The sequence below is a fragment of the Actinocrispum wychmicini genome, from assembly GCF_004345645.1.
Classification (GTDB): domain Bacteria; phylum Actinomycetota; class Actinomycetes; order Mycobacteriales; family Pseudonocardiaceae; genus Kibdelosporangium; species Kibdelosporangium wychmicini.
The window spans coordinates 908,433-928,702 of record NZ_SLWS01000002.1; the positions used below are offsets into that span (position 1 = coordinate 908,433).

Consider the following 20,270-nt stretch of genomic DNA (forward strand, 5'->3'; position numbering starts at 1 on the left):
TGGTAGCCCGGAGTGTTGTCTCCCTCCCGTATGGCCTGGGCGCAGCCAATCATATCTACCCCGTGGTGTCCGAACCCACGAGAGCCATCCGGTCCGCCCACGAAGACCAGCACAGGCTGGAAGCCATACGGACCGAGACGCAAGCCGGACGCCACGGGGTAGATATGATTCCCTTGGGCAGGCCATACGGGAGGGAGGCGCCGCGACCAAACAACCCAACCACAGCAGCAATACCCAGGTCAGGGGCTCCCTCTTGGCGGCCTGCCCGAGCGGCGAGCGAACAATCTTTTCCCAGTCCGCGGTGACTGCAGTGTAGTTGTCAGCCGCCCATTTCGTTAACCAAGGACCGAGGGCGCATGTCCGTCCAGTTCTGTTCCACGTAGTCCACACAGGACTGGCGGTCGGTGGGGCCGTGAACTGGGGTCCAGCCTGCTGGGGTTTCGGCGAAGGTGGGCCACAGGCTGTGCTGGCCTTCGGTGTTCACCAGGACCGTGAAGGTTCCTTCGGGGTTGTCGAAGGGGTTGGTCATTGGGGTCCTTTCAGGGTGGCTGCCAGGGCGGCGATTGTTCGACTTTGGAAAAGGTCGCGGGGAGTGAGGGGGAGGCCGGCGCTTTGGGCTTTGCTGGTGAGTTGGATGGCGAGCATGCTGTCGCCGCCGATGGTGAAGAAGTCGTCGTCGATTCCCAGGGTGGGGAGGTTGAGGACGGCGGCGAAGATCTCCAGCAGGGTGCGTTCGGTGTCCGTTCGTGGCGGCCGGTTGGTGACTATGTTTGTGTAGTCGGGTTCGGGGAGGGCCGACCGGTTGATCTTTCCGTTGGCGAGGACTGGGAACTCTGTCAACCACACGAATGCGGCGGGCACCATGTAGTCGGGTAGTAGGGCGGAAACGTGGGTTCGCAGGTCGCTTTGGGTGCCGATCACGTAGGCGATCAATCGGCCGGCTCGGGCGATCACCAGGACGTCCTGGACCGATGGGTGTTTTCCGATCGCTGCGGCGACTTCGGCTGGTTCGATCCGGAAGCCACGGATCTTCACTTGGTCGTCGGACCGGCCGACGTATTCGATGACGCCGTCCTTTGTCCGGGCCAGGTCTCCGGTTCGGTACATTCTGGCGCCCGGGGTGAAAGGGTTGGCCACAAATCGGGACGCGGTCAGTGCGGGTTGTCCCAGATATCCACGGGCCAGGCCGGCGCCGGCCAGGTACAGCTCGCCCGTCACGCCGGGCGGGACCGGTTGGAGCCGGGAATCGAGTACATACGCTTGCGCGTTGTGCACCGGGCGGCCGATTGCCGGCCGGTCGGTGTCACGCGCCCTTGCCACCAGTGAGTCGACCGTGCATTCTGTTGGGCCGTAGAGGTTATAGGCCTCTGTGTTGGGCAATGCGCGCAGTTGTTCCCACGACGCGTCGGACACCGCTTCGCCGCCGAAACCGACTGCGGCCAGCGGGCATTGAGCAAGCAGACCTGTCTGCGCGAGGAAGGACGGTGTGAGTTCGATGAAGTCAATGCCTTGGGTGACAACGGCATTGGTGAGCTGAGCTGGATCCCGGCGGGTTTCGTCGGGCAACACGTGCAGTGTGTGCCCGTCCAGCAACCACAGTTGTGGCTGCCAGGAGGCGTCGAACGAGAACGACCAGGCGTGACCGACCCGCAGGTTCCGCCGGCCGATCGGTCGATACAGAGTCTCGCGGTGACTGTGGAACAGATTCACCACGCTCTGGTGCGTCACGACAACACCTTTGGGCGTTCCGGTCGAGCCGGATGTGTAGATCACATACGCCGGATGGGCCGGAAGCAGTCCGACTTCCGGATTGTCCGTTGGATACGGGTTCAGATCAGGAATCGCGGTCAGGACCGTTGTGGGCCGAGCCGATGTGAGCATGTCCGATATCCGCGACGGGGGCAGGTCGGGATCGATGGGGAGATAGGCACCGCCGGCTTTCTGGACGGCCAGGATCGCCGTGATGTAGTCGGCCGACCGCGGCAACCGCAGGCCCACCACCGACTCTGGCCGCACACCTTGGGCGACAAGGAAATGCGCGAGTTGATTGGCCCGCGAGTTCAACTCCGCGAATGTCCACGCGACCGCGTCCGACACGACGGCGACCGCCGAAGGTGTCGCCCGGACCTGCTGCTCGAAAAGCGCCGGAACGGTCGACACCGGAACATCCAACTCGGTCCAGGCCATCAGCCGGCTCCGCGCGGCGGGCGGGACAATGGCCAAACCGCTGACCGGCTTGGTCGGATCCTCGGCGATGGCGCCAAGGAGAACCACAAGACACTCCGCCAACTGTTCCACTGTGGAACGGTCGAACAGGTCCGCGCTGTACTCGATCCGGCCGCCCGCACCGGCGACGAAATCGAACGACAGGTCGAACTTGGCTGTGTGCTGCTCGACCGGCTCCTCGCGGACGGTTACACCGGGCAGGTCGAGTGATCCGGTCCCCTGCGCCAGATAGACGACCATCACCTGGAACAGCGGGTGCCGGGCCAGCGTGCGTGCCGGGCTGACCGCGTCCACCACCCGTTCGAACGGAACATCGCCGTGGGAGAAGGCGGCGAGGTCCGCCTCCCGAACGCGCCCCAGGAGATCCACAAAGGACGGATCTTTGGACAGATCCGTCCGCAGCACCAACGTGTTCAGGAAGAACCCGACCAGGTCGTCCAGGGCCGCGTCGGAACGGTTGGAGATGGGCGTGCCGACAGGAATGTCCGTTCCAGCGCCCATTCGGTGCAGAAACGCCGCTATGGCGGCGTGGAACAGCATGAACATGCTGACCCCATGTGCCCGCGCCAGCGCCTCAAGGGCCGACTCCAGGTCCGCGGACAGCGGGACGTCCACCTGACCGCCGCGGTAGGAGGCCTGGGCCGGGCGTGGGCGATCCAGGGACAACGTCAGCTCGTCCGGCAGGTTCCGAAGGGTGGATGTCCAGAACGCCAGCTGTGCGTCGGCGACCTCCGCCACCCGGTCACGCTGCCACAAGGCGTAGTCCGCGTACTGGACGGGCAACGCCTGCCACGCGGGCGCCGAACCAGCGAGCCGGGCCGTGTACGCCTCTGCCAGGTCCCGGGTCAACGGCTGGCTGGACCATTCGTCACTGGCGACGTGATGCACCAACACCAGCAGCAGATGCTCGTCGGAACCGACGTCGTCCACCGAGACCCGGATAGGGATCTCGCTGTCCAGGGCGAACCTGTGCTCGAAATCGCCGCCGTACGTGAACGGAACCTCGAACGTGTCCACAACAGACTGATAGGGCACGCCTTCGAAGGACAGCAACAGAGTCCGCAGTGACTCGTGCCGAGCGACCACGTCGTTCACCGCAAAGCGCAGTGCGGCGATGTCCAGATCGCCGAAGATTCGCCACGCCAGCGGGATGTTGTAGGTCGTGCTCGGCCCTTCCACCTGGTCGATGACCCACAGGCGGTGCTGCGCGAACGACAGAGGCACCCGAGCAGGCCGAACGACCGGCTCCAGCGCGCGAGCCGCTGTGCCTGCCGCGTCCAGGCGCTTGGCCAGCCCGGCAACGGTCGGAGCGTCGAACACGTCCCGCAGCAGGACCTCCCGGCCCAGCACCGAGCGAATCCGGCTGACCAGACGCATCACCAGCAACGAATGCCCACCGACAGCGAAGAAGTCGTCGTCGACACCGACCCGCTCCAGCCCGAGCACCTCGGCGAACAATGCCGCGAGCGCCGCCTCGTCAGGTGTGCTCGGCTCCTGGGAAGATACCTGGAACTCAGGCGCCGGCAGTGCCTTGCGGTCGAGCTTGCCGTTCGGGGTCAACGGCAGCTCCGGCAACGACACGATCGCAGCCGGGATCATGTAGTCCGGCAGCACAGAGGCCAACTCCGCGCGGTCCGGTGCCTCCCCCACCACGTACGCCACGATCTGGCCGTCCCGCAGGACGACCACGGCTCGCGAAGCGTTCCGCAACAGGACGGCCTCGATCTCGCCTGGCTCGATCCGGAAGCCCCGGAGTTTCACCTGGTCATCCGCACGGCCAAGGAACTCGACGACCCCGTCGGACGTCCAACGGGCAAGGTCGCCGGTCCGGTACATGCGCGCGCCTGCGGTGAACGGACTCGCCACGAACCGGCACGCCGTCAGGCCGGCACGCCTCAAGTAACCGTCCGCGAGCTGGGCGCCGGCGATGTACAGCTCCCCCACGACCCCCGGCGGCACCGGACGCAAAGCCTCGTCCAGCACGTAAACCTGGGTGTTCCACACCGGCCGCCCGATCGGCACCCAACTCGGGTCCGTCACCGCCCACGCGGTCACGTCCACCGATGCCTCAGTCGGCCCGTACAGGTTGTGCAGTTGGGCGTCGGACGACGATACGAACTGCCGCGCGACCTCTACCGGGAGCGCCTCGCCGCTCGTGAACACCTGCCGCAGGCTCGGGCACCCACGCAGCTCAGACAGGAACACGTCCAGCATCGACGGGACGAAGTGAATCGTCGTGATCCGCTGGTCCCGGACCAGGTCAGCCAGGTAGGACGGGTCCTTGTGGCCGTCCGGCCTGGCCACGACCAGAGTGGCGCCGGTAATCAGCGGCCAGAAGAACTCCCAGACCGACACGTCGAAGCTGGACGGCGTCTTCTGCAACACCCGATCCGATGTGTACAGTGTATACACGTCCTGCATCCACAGCAGCCGGTTCACGATTCCGGCGTGCGACACAACCACGCCCTTGGGGCGACCGGTCGAGCCGGACGTGTAGATCACATACGCCGGGTGGTGCGGCGACACCCGTACATCTGGATCAGCCGAGTCGCCGGGGACGTCCACCTGAGCCGGATCGTCGATCACATACGCCGGTTGGGCGTCGGCGAGCATGTACGAGATCCGGTCCACCGGATACGACGGGTCGACCGGCAGATACGCGGCGCCCGCCTTGTGGACGGCGTACAGCGCGACGATCAGCTCAACCGAACGCGGCAATGCGACCGCCACCACTGAACCAGGCGAAACTCCTTGGCCTACAAGGAATCTGGCCAACCGGTTGGCGCGCGCGGCCAGCTCCGCGTACGTCAGTGAGACGTCCTCGAACACCACGGCTTCGGCGTCCGGTGTACGCGCGGCCTGGGCCGAGAACGACGCAGGCAAGGTCGTATCCGCAACGGGATGCGCAGTCGCGTTCCAGTCCACCACGACCTGGGAACGCTCGTCGGGAGTGAGGACGTCGAGTGAACCGACCGGGATGTCCGGCCGGGTCGAGACCTGGGTCAGCAGGGCGACCAGGCGAGCGGCCAGACTGTCCGCTGTGGACGGATCGGTCAGGTCGCGGGCGTACTCCAGCTGGAGTGTGATCCGGTCGGGCCGGTCCACGAACGTGAAGTGCAGGTCGAACTTGGCCCGCCCGGGGTCGACGTCCAGCCACGACGTGGGCAGCCCCAGCACGTGCTCGGCGTCCTCAGTCCGGACGTGGTAGCCGAGCATGACCTGGAACAGCGGGTTCCGGCCGGCGACCCGGGTCGGGTTCACCGCCTCCACCACCCGGTCGAACGGCACGTCCTGGTGGGAGAACGCGGCCAGGTCCGCCTCCCGCACCCGTGCCAGCAGCTGCGTGAAAGTGGGGTCGCCGGCCAGGGATGTCCGCAGCACCAACGTGTTCACGAAGAACCCGACCAGGTCGTGCACGGCCGCGTCGTCCCGTCCGGCGACCGGCGCACCCAGCGGGATGTCCGTGCCCGCGCCGAGCCGGTGCAGTAGCGTCGCGACCGCGGCCTGCAACACCATGAACATGCTCGCGCCGGACGTCTGCGAAAGCTCCCGCAACGCACGGACTGCCGGCACGTCCAACGAGACCTTGCCGCCCTGTCCCGAGCGCGTGGCCGGTCGGGCGCGGTCGACGGGCAGTGTCAACGCGTCCGGGACGCCCCGCAGGGTGTCCGTCCAGAAGTTGAGCTGGGCTTGGCCGACCTCGTCAAGCAGATCACGTTGCCACAGCGTGTAGTCGGCGTACTGCACGGGCAGCGGCTCCCATGCAGGAGCCTCGCCGCGTAGCCGCGCCTGGTAGGCAGTCGTCAGGTCGGCCAAGAACGGCCGGTCGGACCATTCGTCGGTGGTGATGTGGTGCAGCACCACGGCCACGACGTCGTCGAACACGCCCACACGCAACGGGATCTCGGTCGCGAGATCGAACGGACGGCGAACGAACCCGGCAAGTTCCGATGAAGGCAGCATCTCGACCTCTGGGGACACGTCCAGAACCGACTGGTACTCGCCGTCCACGAACACGGTCCGCAGCGACTCGTGCCGCCGAGCCACATCGGCGACAGCCGACCGCAGGGCAGGAACAACCAACCCAGCAACCCGGAACACCAGCGGGAAGTTGTATGCGATATCCCCGCCGGCAAGACGGTCCACCAGTAGCAACCGCTGCTGCGCGAACGAAACCGGGATCCGCGATGGACGGTCGTACGGCCGCACAGGCGGTCGAGCCGGCGCGCCGACGGACGCACGCTCGGCGAGCAGTGCTGGCGTCGGCGCTTCGAACAGGTCGCGGATGGCCAGCTCGGCGCCCAGGTCGGTCCGGGCGCGGCTGATCAACCGGGTCGCCAGCAGCGAGTGCCCGCCCAGGTCGAAGAAGTTGTCCGCCACACCCACTTCAGGCAGGCCGAGGACATCCGCGAACAGCGCGCACAGCACCGACTCGGCCTCCGACGCCGGTGGGCGGCTGACCGCCAGCGCCACGGCCGGATCCGCGGACGGCAGGGCCTGCACGTTCAGCTTTCCGTTGTCGGTCAACGGCAAACTGCCCAAAGTCACGAACGCGGCTGGCACCATGTACTCGGGCAGCTGCTGTTTCAGCGCGTCCCGCAGCTGCTGGATCAGGTCGTTCGTGCCCCGCGCGGCAGTCGGCGTGTTCGCGAGCACGGACCCGCGACCGGCCAGGTACAGCCCGGACGTCAAAGCGGAAGACGTGGTGAAGACCGCCTCGAAGCAGCCTTCCGACGACGACCACGTGGTATGCACGTGGTATCCAAGGTGTATACCCAATGTATACAAGGACTCCGGTTCGATCCCACCCTCGGACGTGAACCGCGCAAACGCTTCCGCGACCGGCATTCCCGCGTCCAACGCGCGCATGGCCGAGATCTCACCGAAGACTCGGGCGTCCGGGATATCGCAGACCCGCAGTACCTCCGGCCGGTCCCGAAGCCGGTTCTCCAGGTCGGCGAGGGAACTCCACACCACCTGAGGTGCGTTCGCCACCGACACGGTTTCCACCGGCGACCGATAGATCACCACGTCATAGCGGTACCGGCTCAGCTCGTTGTGCCAACGGCCGCGTTTGGTCCGCAGCTCGACGCCGGGGAACTGGGCGAAGTAGTCCGGGTGGAGCAGCAGCTCCTTCTCCAACGACACGCCTCGCTCGATCGCCCGCCGCAGCTGGCCGGCGTCCACCGACGGCCCGGACCTGGTCAGCTGGATGCCGGTCTGGAACACCCTGGCCAGCCGCAGGTCGCGCACGTCGCCGATGAACAGCCGGCCGCCGGGCGCGAGCAGGTCGAGCGCGCTGCGGATGACCTGCGTCAGGTAGTCGACGCTGGGGAAGTACTGGATCACGGAGTTGATCACGACCGTGTCGAAGTGCCCGGCGGGCAGCCCGTCAACCACGTCGGCCGGTTGGGTCCGCAGCGTGATCTTCGCGGCCAGGTCAGGGTCCCGCGTGAGGTCCCGCTGGAGTTTCGCGATGACGGGCGCGGCGAAGTCCGTTCCCCAGTACTCCTCGCTCGCTGGCGCCAACTGGGACATCAGCAACCCGGTCCCGACACCGATCTCGAGGATCCGCCGGGGTCGCAGGTCGGTGATCCGGGCGACGGTCGCGGCCCGCCACTCCCGCATGTGGTCCAGCGGGATGGGGTCACCCGTGTAGCTGGAGTCCCAGCCGGCGAAGTCCTCGGTGAACAGGGCCGTGCCGATCTCGGTGTACTCGTCGGAGTAGATCTGCCGCCACTCCCCGACCTGGTCCGCCTCGACCGTCTCCCGGTCGGCCCCGCTCAGCTCGGCCGGGACGACGTACCCGACCAGCCGCGAGTCCTTGAGCAGGACGGCCGCCTGGGCGACCCGCGGATGGCTGGTCAGCGCGGTCTCGATCTCGCCGAGTTCGACCCGGTAGCCACGGATCTTGACCTGGTCGTCGGTCCGGCCGAGGAAGTCCAGGTTGCCGTCCGGCCGGCGGCGGACGAGGTCGCCGGTCCGGTACATACGTTCTCCAGGCGTACCGAACGGGTCGGCCACGAACCGTTCCGCGGTCAGCCCGGGTCGGTCCAGGTAGCCGCGGGCCAGTCCGGTGCCACTGATGTAGAGCTCGCCGGGCACGCCGTCCGGCACCGGCCGGAGCCATCCGTCCACAATGTACGCTCGGGTGTTCCAGATCGGCTTGCCCACAGTGGGTGTGGCGCTGTCGTTGGTGCCACCGCCGAGGGTGTTGATGGTGTACTCGGTCGGGCCGTACAGGTTGTAGCCGTACGTGTTGTCGGTGTCCCGCAGCCGCGACCACACCGACTCGGACACCGCTTCGCCGCCGAGCAGCACCAACGCGGGCCGGTGCCCGGCCAGCAGACCTTCTTCCATCAGCAAGTGGGCGTACGTGGGCGTCACGTTGACGACGTCGATCTTGTGGGCATCGCAGTACGCCACCAACGCCCGCGCGTCCCGCCGAAGCTCCTCGTCGCAGACGTGCACCTCGTGGCCTTCGACAAGCCACAGCAACTCTTCCCACGACATGTCGAACGAGAACGACACCGTGTGGGCGATCCTCAGCCGGCGTCCCCCGGCTGAGGCGATGGCTGGGTCGAAGATGGCTTCCTGGTGGTTGAGCTGCATGTTCGTCAGGCCGCGATACGGCGTGACGACACCTTTGGGCCGGCCCGTCGAGCCCGAGGTGTAGATCACGTAGGCCGGGTGGTCCAGGCTGAACTTCCGGACTTCGTCCAGCGGATGGCCTGGGATATCAGTAAAATCGGTCTGGTCAAGGAGAATGCGCGGGGTGTCGTCGGCCAGGGTCGCGGCGACCGGACCGGTCGAGACCAGGACGATCGGGCGGGCGTCCGCGATCATCATCGCCAACCGTTCGACCGGGTAGTCCAGTTCCAGCGGCAGGTACGCGGCGCCGGTCCGCAGCACCGCGAACAACGCCACCACCATGTCGATCGACCGCGGCAGAGCCAACGCGATGACCTGCTCCGGCTCGGCTCCGGCCGCCAGTAGCAGCCGGGCCATCCGGTTGATCCGCGCGTCGAGTTCCGCGTACGTCACGCGTTCGTCGCCGAAGACCAGCGCGATGTCGTCTGGCGTGACCAGAGCCTGCGAGCTGAGCATGTCCGCGACGGTCTCTTCGTACATCGTGTTCGCCGTGGCGTCCCACAATGCGGTGAGTTCTTTGTGTTCCCGCAAGGAAAGCAAGTCAAGTGACCCGACCGGACGGGACATGTCGACGGTCAGTCTGGCCAGGACAAGGGCGAACCGGGCGAGCAGCCGCTCGGCGAACTCCCGGTCGAGCACGTCCGGCCGGAACGACAGCCGGATCCGCAGCCGGGCCGCCGGGGTGACGACCAGGCCGATCGGGTAGTGCGTGGCGTCGACGCTGTCGGCCTCTTTGATGTCGTATCGGTGCCGGAACTCGTCGAACTGCTCCTCGTTGACGAAGTTCTGCAGCACGTACAGGCTGTCGAACAGGCGGGCGTGGCCGGCTTCGCGCTGGATCTCACCGAGGCCGTAGTACTCGTGGGCCATCAGTTCGACCCGCTCGGACTGCACCCGCCGCAGCATGTCCACAACGGACTCGTACGGGTCGAACCTGATCCGCACCGGAATCGTGTTGAGGAACAGGCCGATGATGTTCTCGACCCCGTCGACCTCAGGTGGCCGACCGGCAACCGTGCTGCCGAACACCACGTCGTCCCGGCCGACCGCCTCGGCCAGTGTCAACGCCCAGGCCGCGTTCAGCACGGTGTTCAGCGTGAGACCGTTCCGCCGGGCGTCGCCGCGCAACCGGTCGGACAACTCGGCCGAAAGTTCGGTCTGGCACTGTTCGGGGATCGACGGTTCTTTGAGGTCCGGCGGCCCGAACAACGTTGGCTCCGCCAAACCGCCCAACGCCTTCCGCCAGGCCGCGGCGGTCGCTTCCTTGTCCTGACGGTCCAGCCAGGACAGATAGTCCTGATAGGACCCGGGCGTGGGCAGGCGGGAGTCGTCGCCGTGTTCGTAGAGGTGGAAAAGCTGTTCCAGGAACAAGTCCTCGGACCAACCGTCCCACAGCAACAGGTGGTGGATGATCACCAGCAGGTCGCGGGACTCGCCCAGTCGCACCAGCAGCAGCCGGCACAGCGGCGGCTTGGCCGGGTCGAACCGCTTGGCCCGGTCGGCCGCCAACAGCCGTTCGATGTCCTGGCCGGTGCCGTCGACGACTTCGAGCGGGACCTCGGGTGCGTCCACAATGAACTGAACAGGCCGGCCGTGGCCTTCGCTGGTGAATCCGGCGCGGAGGTTCGGGTTACGGGCCAGCAGCGCGGCCACTGCGGCCCGCAGCCGGTCCGCGTCCATCCGGTGGCCCAGCTCGAAGACGTCCTGCACGGTGTACACGTCGAGCGCGGACTGGTCGTAGCTGGCGTGGAAGAACAACCCTTCCTGCAACGGCGACAACGGCCAGACCGTACTCGGGACCTCCCACGCGGACAGCTTTTCTATGTCCTCTTCGGACAGTGAGCTGGTCCACGTGACGGTCATCCGCGGCCCCTCCGACGTTTCCAGACAGACCACATCGACTTGCAGCAGGTACGGGGTGGCGATGTCGGACGGGACCTCCGGTCCCACGGATTCGACGCGGCCGTAGTAGTTGAACAGCACCTGTGCCTGGGGCAGTCGGCCCAGAATGGCGGCGGTCTGGGCGTTGAGGTACCGCAGCATGCCGTACCCCAAGCCATCGCCCATGAGCTTGACAATGCCGCTGGGAGACAGGCGAACCGGCTGAATGCTGGTGAACCAGCCGACTGTCCGCGCTGTGTCGAGGCCTTCTCTCCCGTGCCGTTCGACGTCAACGAGCAGGTCTGAGTGCCCGCGCCATTCCGTGACGGTGTTGCGCAGCATGGTCAGCAAGGTCTCGGTGACGTTCCCGCCCAGCACGGCCTTCGTCTCGGCCACCGAAAGCTGAGTGGTACGCGACCATGTCGGCCCTGGCTGTGCGCCGGGCAGGAGATCCGCGCCGGAAGCGCATTCGGTGACCCAGTGTTCCAGCTCGGCGAGCCGGGCGGGCGATGTGGCCTGTTCGTTGACGTGCCGGGCGAAGGTTCGGTATGACGTCCCGACCGGCTCCAGGGCACGGCCGTGCGTGAGAGCGTCCCAGTCCTCGGCCAGGATCCGCCAGGACACCCCGTCGACAGCCAGGTGGTGCACTGCCAGGAAGACCTGGCCGAGTTCACGGAACCACACCGCCTGGACCACCACGCCCGCGTCCGGGTCGAGCCGCCCGACCGCCCGGTCCGCCTCGGCCGTGATGTCCACATCGGACGATTCGGTGACGTCGACCGACACCGACGGCAGTGTTTCCAGGGACCACAACACACCCGCGATCCGGGTCAGCTTGATCCGCAGGGCGTCGTGCTGGTCAACCAGAGCCTGGACGTGCCGGGTCGGGTCGGTGGTGGCCGGGAGCAGGCCGGACAGGTTGAAGCGGTTGATGGCGCCGGCGCGTTCCCGCAGCCAGTGCACGACCGGCAACAACGGGACGTCGCCGACGCCGTCGTCCTGCGGCTCGGCCACCACCGGCGCCTCAAGCGCGGCGAGCGCGGCCGCCGTTCGGTGTTCGAAGACGTCCCGTGGGCTCACCGACAGGCCGAGCTTCCGGGCCCGACTGGACACCGCGATGGAGAGGATGCTGTCGCCGCCGAGCATGAAGAAGTCGTCGTCCACACCGACGTCGGACAGCTTGAGCACGGTCTCGAAGATGTCCGCCAGTTGGCGTTCCCGCTCGATTCCCGCCCGGACCGACCGGGTCCGGGCCGGCGCCGGTAGGGCCTTCTGGTCGAGCTTTCCGCTGGGGGTCAGTGGGAACTCGGCGAGGGTGACCACCGCGCTCGGGACCATCGCCGCGGGCAACACCGTCGGCAAAGTCGCCAAGTCGACATCCGCGCCGACGACGTATCCCACGAGAGCGTTGTCCCGCACGACGACCGCAGCCTGCGTAACGCCTGGTTGGGCCGCGAGGACGGCCTCGATCTCACCGGGCTCGACGCGGTTGCCACGGATCTTGACCTGCCGGTCGGTGCGCCCCAGGTACTCCAGCGCGCCATCGGCCCGGCGCCGGACCAGGTCGCCGGTGCGATACATCCGCTCGCCCGGCCCGCCGAACGGATCGGCCACGAACCGTTCCGCCGTCAACCCAGGCCGGTCGTGGTAGCCGCGGGCGAGTTGTACTCCCGCGAGGTACAACTCGCCCGCGACTCCGGCCGGTACGGGCCGGAGATACGGGTCGAGCACGTGCAGCCTGGTGTTCCAGACAGGCCGGCCGATCGGCACCCCTCCCGCCGATCCGCCGTACTCACACCAGGTCACGTCGACCGCGGCTTCTGTTGGGCCGTACAGGTTGTGCAGCGGCACCCCGGTCAAGTCCCGCCACCGGCCGGCCACTTCGCCGGGCAGGGCCTCACCGCTGGCGAACACGCGGCGCAGGCTGCCCGCCCAGTCCGCGTCGGTCATCTCGGCGAGGAACGCCGCCAGCATCGACGGGACGAAGTGGACAGTCGTGACCCGTTGCTCGCGAATGAGTTCGGCCAGGTAGGCGGGGTCGCGGTGGCCCTCCGGCCGGGCCAGCACCACGGCCGCGCCCTCGGCCAACGCCCAGAAGAACTCCCACACCGAGACGTCGAAGCTCGCCGGGGTCTTCTGCAGTACCCGATCGTCTGTGTACAGCGTATACATGTCCTGCATCCACTGCAGGCGGTTGGCGATCGCGCGGTGTGTGACGACGACGCCCTTGGGTCGGCCGGTCGAGCCCGAGGTGTAGATCAGGTACGCCGGGTGGTCCATGCCTGTCTCGTCGTGGACATCGACCTCGGGCCCGTCGGCGGTCACTGTCACGCGGTCCGGCCCATCGGGCAGTACGATTCCGTCGACCGTGACCACGAACCGTGCGCCGGAGTCGGCCAGCATGTAGGAAATACGGTCCACTGGATAGGACGTGTCGATCGGGAGGTACGCGGCACCGGCCTTCAGCACGCCGAGCAACGCCACCATCAGCTCGACCGAACGCGGGACGGCGACGGCCACGAACTGCTCGGGCCCGACTCCCTTGGCTCGCAGCCTCCGCGCCAGCGTCGCGGCCCGTTCGTCGAGTTCCGCGTAGGTCACCGTGCTGTTCTCGAAGATCACCGCGGGCGCTTGCGGATTGCGTTCCACCTGGGCGGCAAACGCTTGCGCGAGTGTGCGGTCCACGGTTGTGTGCGCGGTGGCGTTCACCTCCGCGATCCAGTCACGTTCCCGCGCGGTCAGCAGCGACACCGAGGCGACCGGCAGGTTGTCGACGACGGCGTCCAGCACGCGCATCAGGCAGTCGGCGAGATGCCGGACGTCGTGCTCGCTCAGCCGACTGATGTCGTGCATGAACTGCAACGTGATGCCGTCGCCGGGCAGGACGAGCATGGTCAACGGGAAGTGGCCGGCGCCGAGCATGTGCAGGCCGCCGAAGGTGATCTCGCCGTCGGTCAGCTCGGTGTCCACCGGGTAGTTCTCGAACGCCACCAACGTGTCGAAGAAGTCGGTGACGCCGACGATCCGCTGCAGGTCGGCCAAGCCGATGTGCTGGTGGTCCAACAGGTTCGACTGCTCGTCCTGCAGCCTCCGCAGCGCGTCCCCGACCGTCTCGTCGGGCCGTGTGCGCACCCTGACGGGCAACGTGTTGGCCAGCAGGCCGATCATCTCGTCGACCCCGGGCACATCCGCCGCGCGCCCGGAAACAGTGTTGCCGAACACAACATCGTCTTTGCCGGTCAGCGCACCGAGCAGGATGCCCCAGGCGCCTTGCATGACGGTGTTCAAGGTGACGCCGAGTTCACGGGCGCGGGCGACCAACCGCTCGGGGTTCGGGACGTCCACCCAGACCTCTTCGAGCTGGTACTTGGCCGCGTCTCCTTGCCCAGTAACGAGTTTCGTCGGCTCCACGCCCGCCAAGGCCACTCGCCAGGCGGCTCGCGCGGCTTCGCTGTCCTGTGTGGACAGCCAGGACATGTATTCGCGGTACGGGGTCACCTGCCGATGTAGGCCGAGATACTCACGGACCATGATCGTGGTGGACCAGCCGTCGACAATGCTGTGGTGCAACGTCAACACGAGCCAGCCGCGGCCTTCACCCTGCACGAACGTCCCGGACAGCAACGGCGCGGATTCCAGGTCGAACCGCCGGGCGCGGTCCTCACGGGCGACTTGTGTTGCATCCACATCGGACACTTCGCGCCACGGCAGTTCCACGCGACTGTTGATGACCTGGATGACCTGACCGTCCGGACGCTGACGGAACGACGCACGCAACGGCTCGTGCCGATCGATCATGCGTTGAACAGCCGCCCGCATCTTCTGTGCCGAGACGGCGCCATGGAACTCCACGACCTGCTGCACGACGTAAGCGTCCACAACGGACTCGTCGTACATCGCGTGGAAGAACATGCCTTCCTGCAACGGCGACACCGGCAGGATGTCGTCGACGTCTCCCAGACCGTCGACCTCATCCTGGGTGAGCGTGACCAACGGGAAGTCGGACGGTGTGCGGCCGCCGGTGAAGGTCCCCGCCGCCAGCTCGGTCAGGACACGCTGCCACCTCGCCGCGATGGCGGGGACTCCGGTCAGGTCGTGCCACATGAACGTGGCAGTCAGTTCGCCGGACCGGACCACGGCGTTGATCTCCAGCATGTGCCGCAACGGCATGCGCGGGTCGATGTCCTCACCGAGCGGATCCCGGCCCGGCGCGGGCTGCCAGTCCCGGCCGTCGGTGGCGAACTGACCGAGATAGTTGAACAGCACGTCCGGCACTTCGGCCGCCGCCAGGACAGGGTCCGCACACAGCAGTCCGTAGCCGATTCCCTTGTCGGGGATGGTGTTGAGCTGCTCCTTGACCCGCTTGAGCGCGCCGCCGAGATCGGTCCCGCCCGGGTCCAGCCGCACCGGGAACATGGTGGTGAACCACCCGATCGTCCGCGAGAGGTCAGCACCCACAACGTGCTCTTCGCGGCCGTGCCCCTCCAGATCGACGACAACCGGCTCGCCTTCACCGACCGCAAGTGCGAGCGCGGTCAGCAGAACGTCGTTGACCCCGCCGTGCACGGCCTTCGGCACGGTAGTGAGCAGGGCGTTTGTCACGTCGGCCGGCAACGTGACGGTCAACGTCCGTGCGGCCGGCGCCAGCGCGTGGACCCGCTCCCCCAGGCGGACACCCGGGTCGGCAACCTGCCGACGCCACACCGCCAACTCGGCCGACTTGTCCACCTCGGACAGCTGCTCGGACCACTGCCGGAACGACGTCCCGACCGGCGGGATCTCCCCGCCCTGCCACGCGGCCGCCAAATCGGCCGACAGAATCCGCCACGACACCCCATCCACTACCACGTGCTGGATCACCAACACCAGCCGCCGCTCCGCCGGCAACCACACAGCCTCGAACATCCGCCCGCGCCCCGGATCAAGCCTGGCCACCGCCTGGTCATGGGCAACGGTGACAGTGTCAGCGTCAGCCCTCGTATCGCTGACACTGTCAACGTCGCCATCTGACACTGTCACATCATCGGCCGCACCAGGGGCCACCCCACTGGGCGCATCAGCGGGCACTTCAGCGGCTACACCAGCGAGTGCCCTGATGCCAACTGGGCCGACAGCGCCTGCCGCCTTGTTGGTGACAGTGTCAGCGTCGCTCTCTGACAGTGTCGACCCCGTATCTGACACTGTCAGGATGTCGACGGCCCGGATGGCTCCTGGCTCGGCGACGAACAGGGTCCAGTCGGCATTCAGGCGGGATCGCAGCAGGTCGTGGCGGTCCAGCACGGCTTGCAGGATCGCGACCAGCCGGTCCTCGGTCAGGTCGGCGGGGGTGGTCAACACCGTCGACTGGTAGAAGTGGTCGACCGGGGTGCCCGGTTCGGCGAGCCACCGGATGATGGGGGTCGGTTGGACCAGGCCGGTGCCCGGTTCGTAGACGGTTGAGACCGGTGAGCCGGCGATCGCGGCGAGGGCGGCCACGGTTCGGTGCCGGAACACGTCCCGGGGCGTGATCACGAGGCCGGCGGCGCGGGCGCTGTTGACGAGCTGGATCGCCACAATGCTGTCGCCGCCCAGTTCGAAGAAGCCGTCGTGGACGCCCACCGACGGCAGGCCCAGCACTGCGGCGAACACGGCCGCGAGCTTGTGCTCGGCCTCCGTTGTGGGTTCGGAGTTCCCGGCCAGGCCCGTCCAGTTCGGTTCCGGTAGGGCCGCACGGTCCAGCTTTCCGTTGGTGGTCAGCGGAAGTGGTCCGGACATCGGGATCACGGCGGACGGCACCATGTAGTCCGGCAGGGTCGCTTCGACACAGCCGCGGACGTCGGTGGGCGTCACGTCGCCGACCACGTAGGCGACCAGACGTCGGACCCGGCGGTGGTCCTCGCGGGCGATCACCGCGGCCTGGGTGATGGCCGGGTGTTTCATCAGGACGCTTTCGATCTCGCCCGGTTCGATCCGGTAGCCGCGGATCTTCACCTGCCCGTCGGACCGGCCCAGGAAGTCGAGGTTGCCGTCCGGCCGCCAGCGGGCACGGTCACCTGTGCGGTACATCCGGCTGCCGGGCGGACCGTACGGGTCGGCGATGAACCGGGACGCCGTCAACCCGTGCTGTCCCAGGTAGCCACGGGCCAGCCCACGGCCACCTACGTACAGGTCGCCCTCGGCGCCGATCTCCACCGGCCGCATCGACGAATCCAGGACATAGCACCGGGTGTTGGGGTCGGGGCGGCCGATCGGCACCGGTCCCTGCCAGTCCGGTGCGGCCATCCACAGCGTGGAGTTCACTGTCGCCTCGGTCAGGCCGTACGCGGCGACCACCCGCAAACGCTTGGCCCACCGCGTGATCAGCTCTGCCGGCACGGTCTCGGTGCCGACGATCAGCACGGCGCCTGAGGGCAGTTCGCAGTCCGGCGGCAGCGCGGCGACCAACGACGGCGGCAGAATCATGTGGGTGGCACGGTGTTCGGCGATGTAGTCCGTCAGGGCCGCGCCCGCGACCCGGCGTTCGGACGGCACGATGATCGCCCGGCCGCCGACACCGAGCGACATGCACAGGTCCCACACGGTCACGTCGAAGCCGACGGACGCGAACTGGATCACCCGGCTGGCCGGGGTGATCCCGATCCGGTCCACCGCCGTGGCGATCAGGCTGCCGATGCCTTCGTGCGACACGACGACACCTTTGGGCCGGCCCGTCGAGCCGGATGTGTAGATCACATACGCGGCTTGGTGCAACGCGATCGGAACATCCACATTGGACGAATCGAACCCGGCAAGGCCGTCCACGTCGGTGATGACCAGCCGCGCGTGCGCGTCGGCGACCATGTAGGAGATCCGGTCCGCCGGATGGTCGGGATCGATCGGCAGGTACGCCGCGCCCGCCTTCATCACCGCCAGCAGCGCCACGACGAGGTCCGTCGACCGCGGCAACGCGACCCCGACGACGTCCTCAGCCACAACGCCGCGCTGCTGAAGTGAACGCGCCAACTGGTTGGCGCGCGCGTTCAACTCCCCGTACGTCAAGGACGACGACTCACAGACCAGCGCCACGGCGGACGGCTGTTCGGCGGCCAGGCGCTCGAAAGCCCCCGGCCAGGTGACGTCCTCGACATCCCGTGGCGCGATCCCGAACTCCAGCATCAGAGCTTCTTCGCGGCCGTGGCGAGCGCCGGGATCGCCTGGTCGAAGGCGTACGGGATGCTCAGCACAGTGGCGAAGGTGAGGGCGGCGCCGGTCGGCGGGTCGGTGTACGGCAGGAAGATCGCCCGGTCGGCTTTGGCCACCGCGAGTTTCGCGTACACCGGGGTGTTCCTGATCCGGTCGGCGTCCTCGGGCTTCTCCGGCATCCAGACGAGCACATCGGTGTCCACCAGGTCAAGGCGTTCGTCGCCGAACATGATCGGCTTGCCGTCCTTGGTCTGGCCGTCCAGCTTCGGGTCGACCTTGAAGCCGATCTCGGTCATCAGCACGGTCCGTGGGTCGGCCGGGGCGAACGCGCCGTACTGTCCGGGCGCCGGGCTGTCCGCGACCACGACCTTCTTGCCCGCGAACTCCGGGTGCTCCTTGCGGATCGTGGCGAACTTGGCGTCGGTGTCCGAGATCAGCTTCTTGGCCTCGGTCTCCTTGCCCAGCGCCCGGCCGATGGTCGTGGTCATCTCGCGCCACGGCGTGGAATAGTCCTCGTACTTGCCGTTCTGCGCCACGGTCGGCGCGATCTTCGACAGCTTGTCGTACTGCTCCTGGGTGATCTGGGCGTACTGGCCGATGATCAGGTCCGGCCGCAGCGCCGCGACCTTCTCGTAGTTGACCTCGTTGCCGTCGCTGATCACCTCGGGCCGCTGGTCGCCCCATTTGTCGTTGGACCACGGCCAGTTGCCGTACGGCCGTTCGCCGAACCAGTCCGTTGCGCCGACCGGTTTGACACCTAGTGCGAGCATGGCGTCCTGGTCGGTCAGGCCGAGCGACACCACCCGTTTGGGCTCCGCCTTGATCTCGGTCTTACCGAACTTGTGCTCGATCGTGACCGGGAAAGCTTTGGTGTCAACGGATGTCTGCGCGGCTGGGGCGGGCGTCTCGGTCTTGCTGCCGCACGCGACGAGCGACAACACCAACGCTCCAGCGAGCAACACACGGGCTGGGGAGAACATCAAGAACCCTTCTATTCCGACCGGACGCCGGACACGGCGTACTCCGGTTGCCCGGCGGGCTTTCGCGAAGCCCGCCGGTCGACGATCGACCGCAGGATCTCCCCCACCCGCACAGCGGTGTTGGACAGCAGCGAGGACGTGATGCCGTGGGTGTGCTCGGTTCCGCCCTGCAGGTAGATTCCGCCGGCCAGGTCCGGCTCTGTCCACACGCGATAGTCGCGGTCCACGCGCAGCCTGCCCTGCTCGTCCCGCAGGCAGTGCCGGGCGACATCGCCCAACTCGCCGGTCGGGTCGGCCGGCAGGTACCCGGTGGCGTAGACCACCACATCGGCGTCCAGCGAGGTCTCCACGCCCGTGGTGAGCGTCCGGACGGTGACCTGAACCCCTGCCGAGGTACGCACGACCTTGACCGGCTTCGCCACGTTGAACAGCCGAAGTCGCCGCGTGCCAAGGACTTTCTCGCGGTACTCGCGGCGGTACAGCTCGTCGATCAGGTCGATGTCGACCACCGAGTAGTTGGTGTTCGCGTGGTAGCCCATCAGCCGGCGCTTGACGTCCTCCGGCGCCCGGTAGAACTCGTCGACCGCGGTGGGGTCGAAGATGCGGTTGGCGAACGAGCTGTCGTCGGACGGGCTGTAGCCGTATCTGGTGAAGACGCCGCACACTTCGGCTTGCGGGAAGCGCTCATGGAGGAACGCGGTGACCTCCGCGCCGCTCTGCCCGGCGCCGACCACGACGAACCGCTTGGGGTCCTTGACCGTGTCGATCCTGGTCAGCAGCTCGCTGTTGTGCCACACGCACTCGTCGGCGCGGATACCGTCGGGCAGGCTCGGCCGCAGACCCGTGCCCAACACGATGTTCCTGGCCCGGAAGACGGTTCCGGTGGCGTCCTGGACGTCGAAGAACTCGCCGGCGGCCCGGACGCTCACCACGTCACTGCCGTACGCGACCAGGTCGTCGACCTGGGCGGCGGCCCATTCGAAGTAGTCGTGGAACTCGATCCGCAGCGGGAACAGGTTCTTGTGGTTGATGAAGTCCAGCAGCCGGCCCTGCTCCCGCAGGTAGCACAGGAAGCTGAAGCGGCTGGTCGGGTCGCGCATGGTGACCAGGTCCTTGAGGAAGGACACCTGCATGGTCGCGTCGTCGATCAGCATCCCCCGGTGCCAGCCGAACCGCGGTTGCCGCTCCAGGAACTGCGCGGTCACCGCGTTCTCCGGTGCGACCTGGGCGTTGTGCTCGGTCAGCGCGATCGCCAGCGCCAGGTTGGACGGCCCGAACCCCACTCCGACGACGTCATAGCTGGGAACCTCATCGTCCGACTCAGACATACCTGTCCCATCGCTCGTCCGACCCTGCCTGACAAAGGTCACC

4 protein-coding genes are annotated in these 20,270 nt (G+C 67.3%); all 4 read right to left on the reverse strand.

Going from position 1 to position 20,270, the window contains the following annotated elements; all coding sequences use genetic code 11:
• Nucleotides 1-319: 319 nt before the first annotated feature.
• Genes EV192_RS12560 through EV192_RS12575 form a run of 4 tightly spaced genes read right to left on the reverse strand, consistent with a single transcriptional unit; the run spans nucleotide 320 to nucleotide 20,227 of the window.
• Nucleotides 320-529 (reverse strand): MbtH family protein, encoded by a 210-nt coding sequence (locus tag EV192_RS12560; RefSeq protein ID WP_132114555.1) that lies wholly within the window; start codon nucleotides 527-529, stop codon nucleotides 320-322.
• Nucleotides 526-17,895: an amino acid adenylation domain-containing protein gene (locus EV192_RS12565; RefSeq protein ID WP_481728848.1), complete on the reverse strand. Its 17,370-nt coding sequence runs from the start codon at nucleotides 17,893-17,895 to the stop codon at nucleotides 526-528. Before EV192_RS12565 ends, EV192_RS12560 begins: the two co-directional genes overlap by 4 nt.
• Nucleotides 17,892-18,899 (reverse strand): iron-siderophore ABC transporter substrate-binding protein, encoded by a 1,008-nt coding sequence (locus EV192_RS12570; protein ID WP_132114559.1) that lies wholly within the window; start codon nucleotides 18,897-18,899, stop codon nucleotides 17,892-17,894. The genes EV192_RS12565 and EV192_RS12570 overlap by 4 nt, the downstream gene beginning before the upstream one ends.
• An 11-nt stretch (nucleotides 18,900-18,910) precedes the next feature.
• Nucleotides 18,911-20,227: a lysine N(6)-hydroxylase/L-ornithine N(5)-oxygenase family protein gene (locus tag EV192_RS12575; RefSeq protein ID WP_132114561.1), complete on the reverse strand. Its 1,317-nt coding sequence runs from the start codon at nucleotides 20,225-20,227 to the stop codon at nucleotides 18,911-18,913.
• Nucleotides 20,228-20,270: the final 43 nt, after the last annotated feature.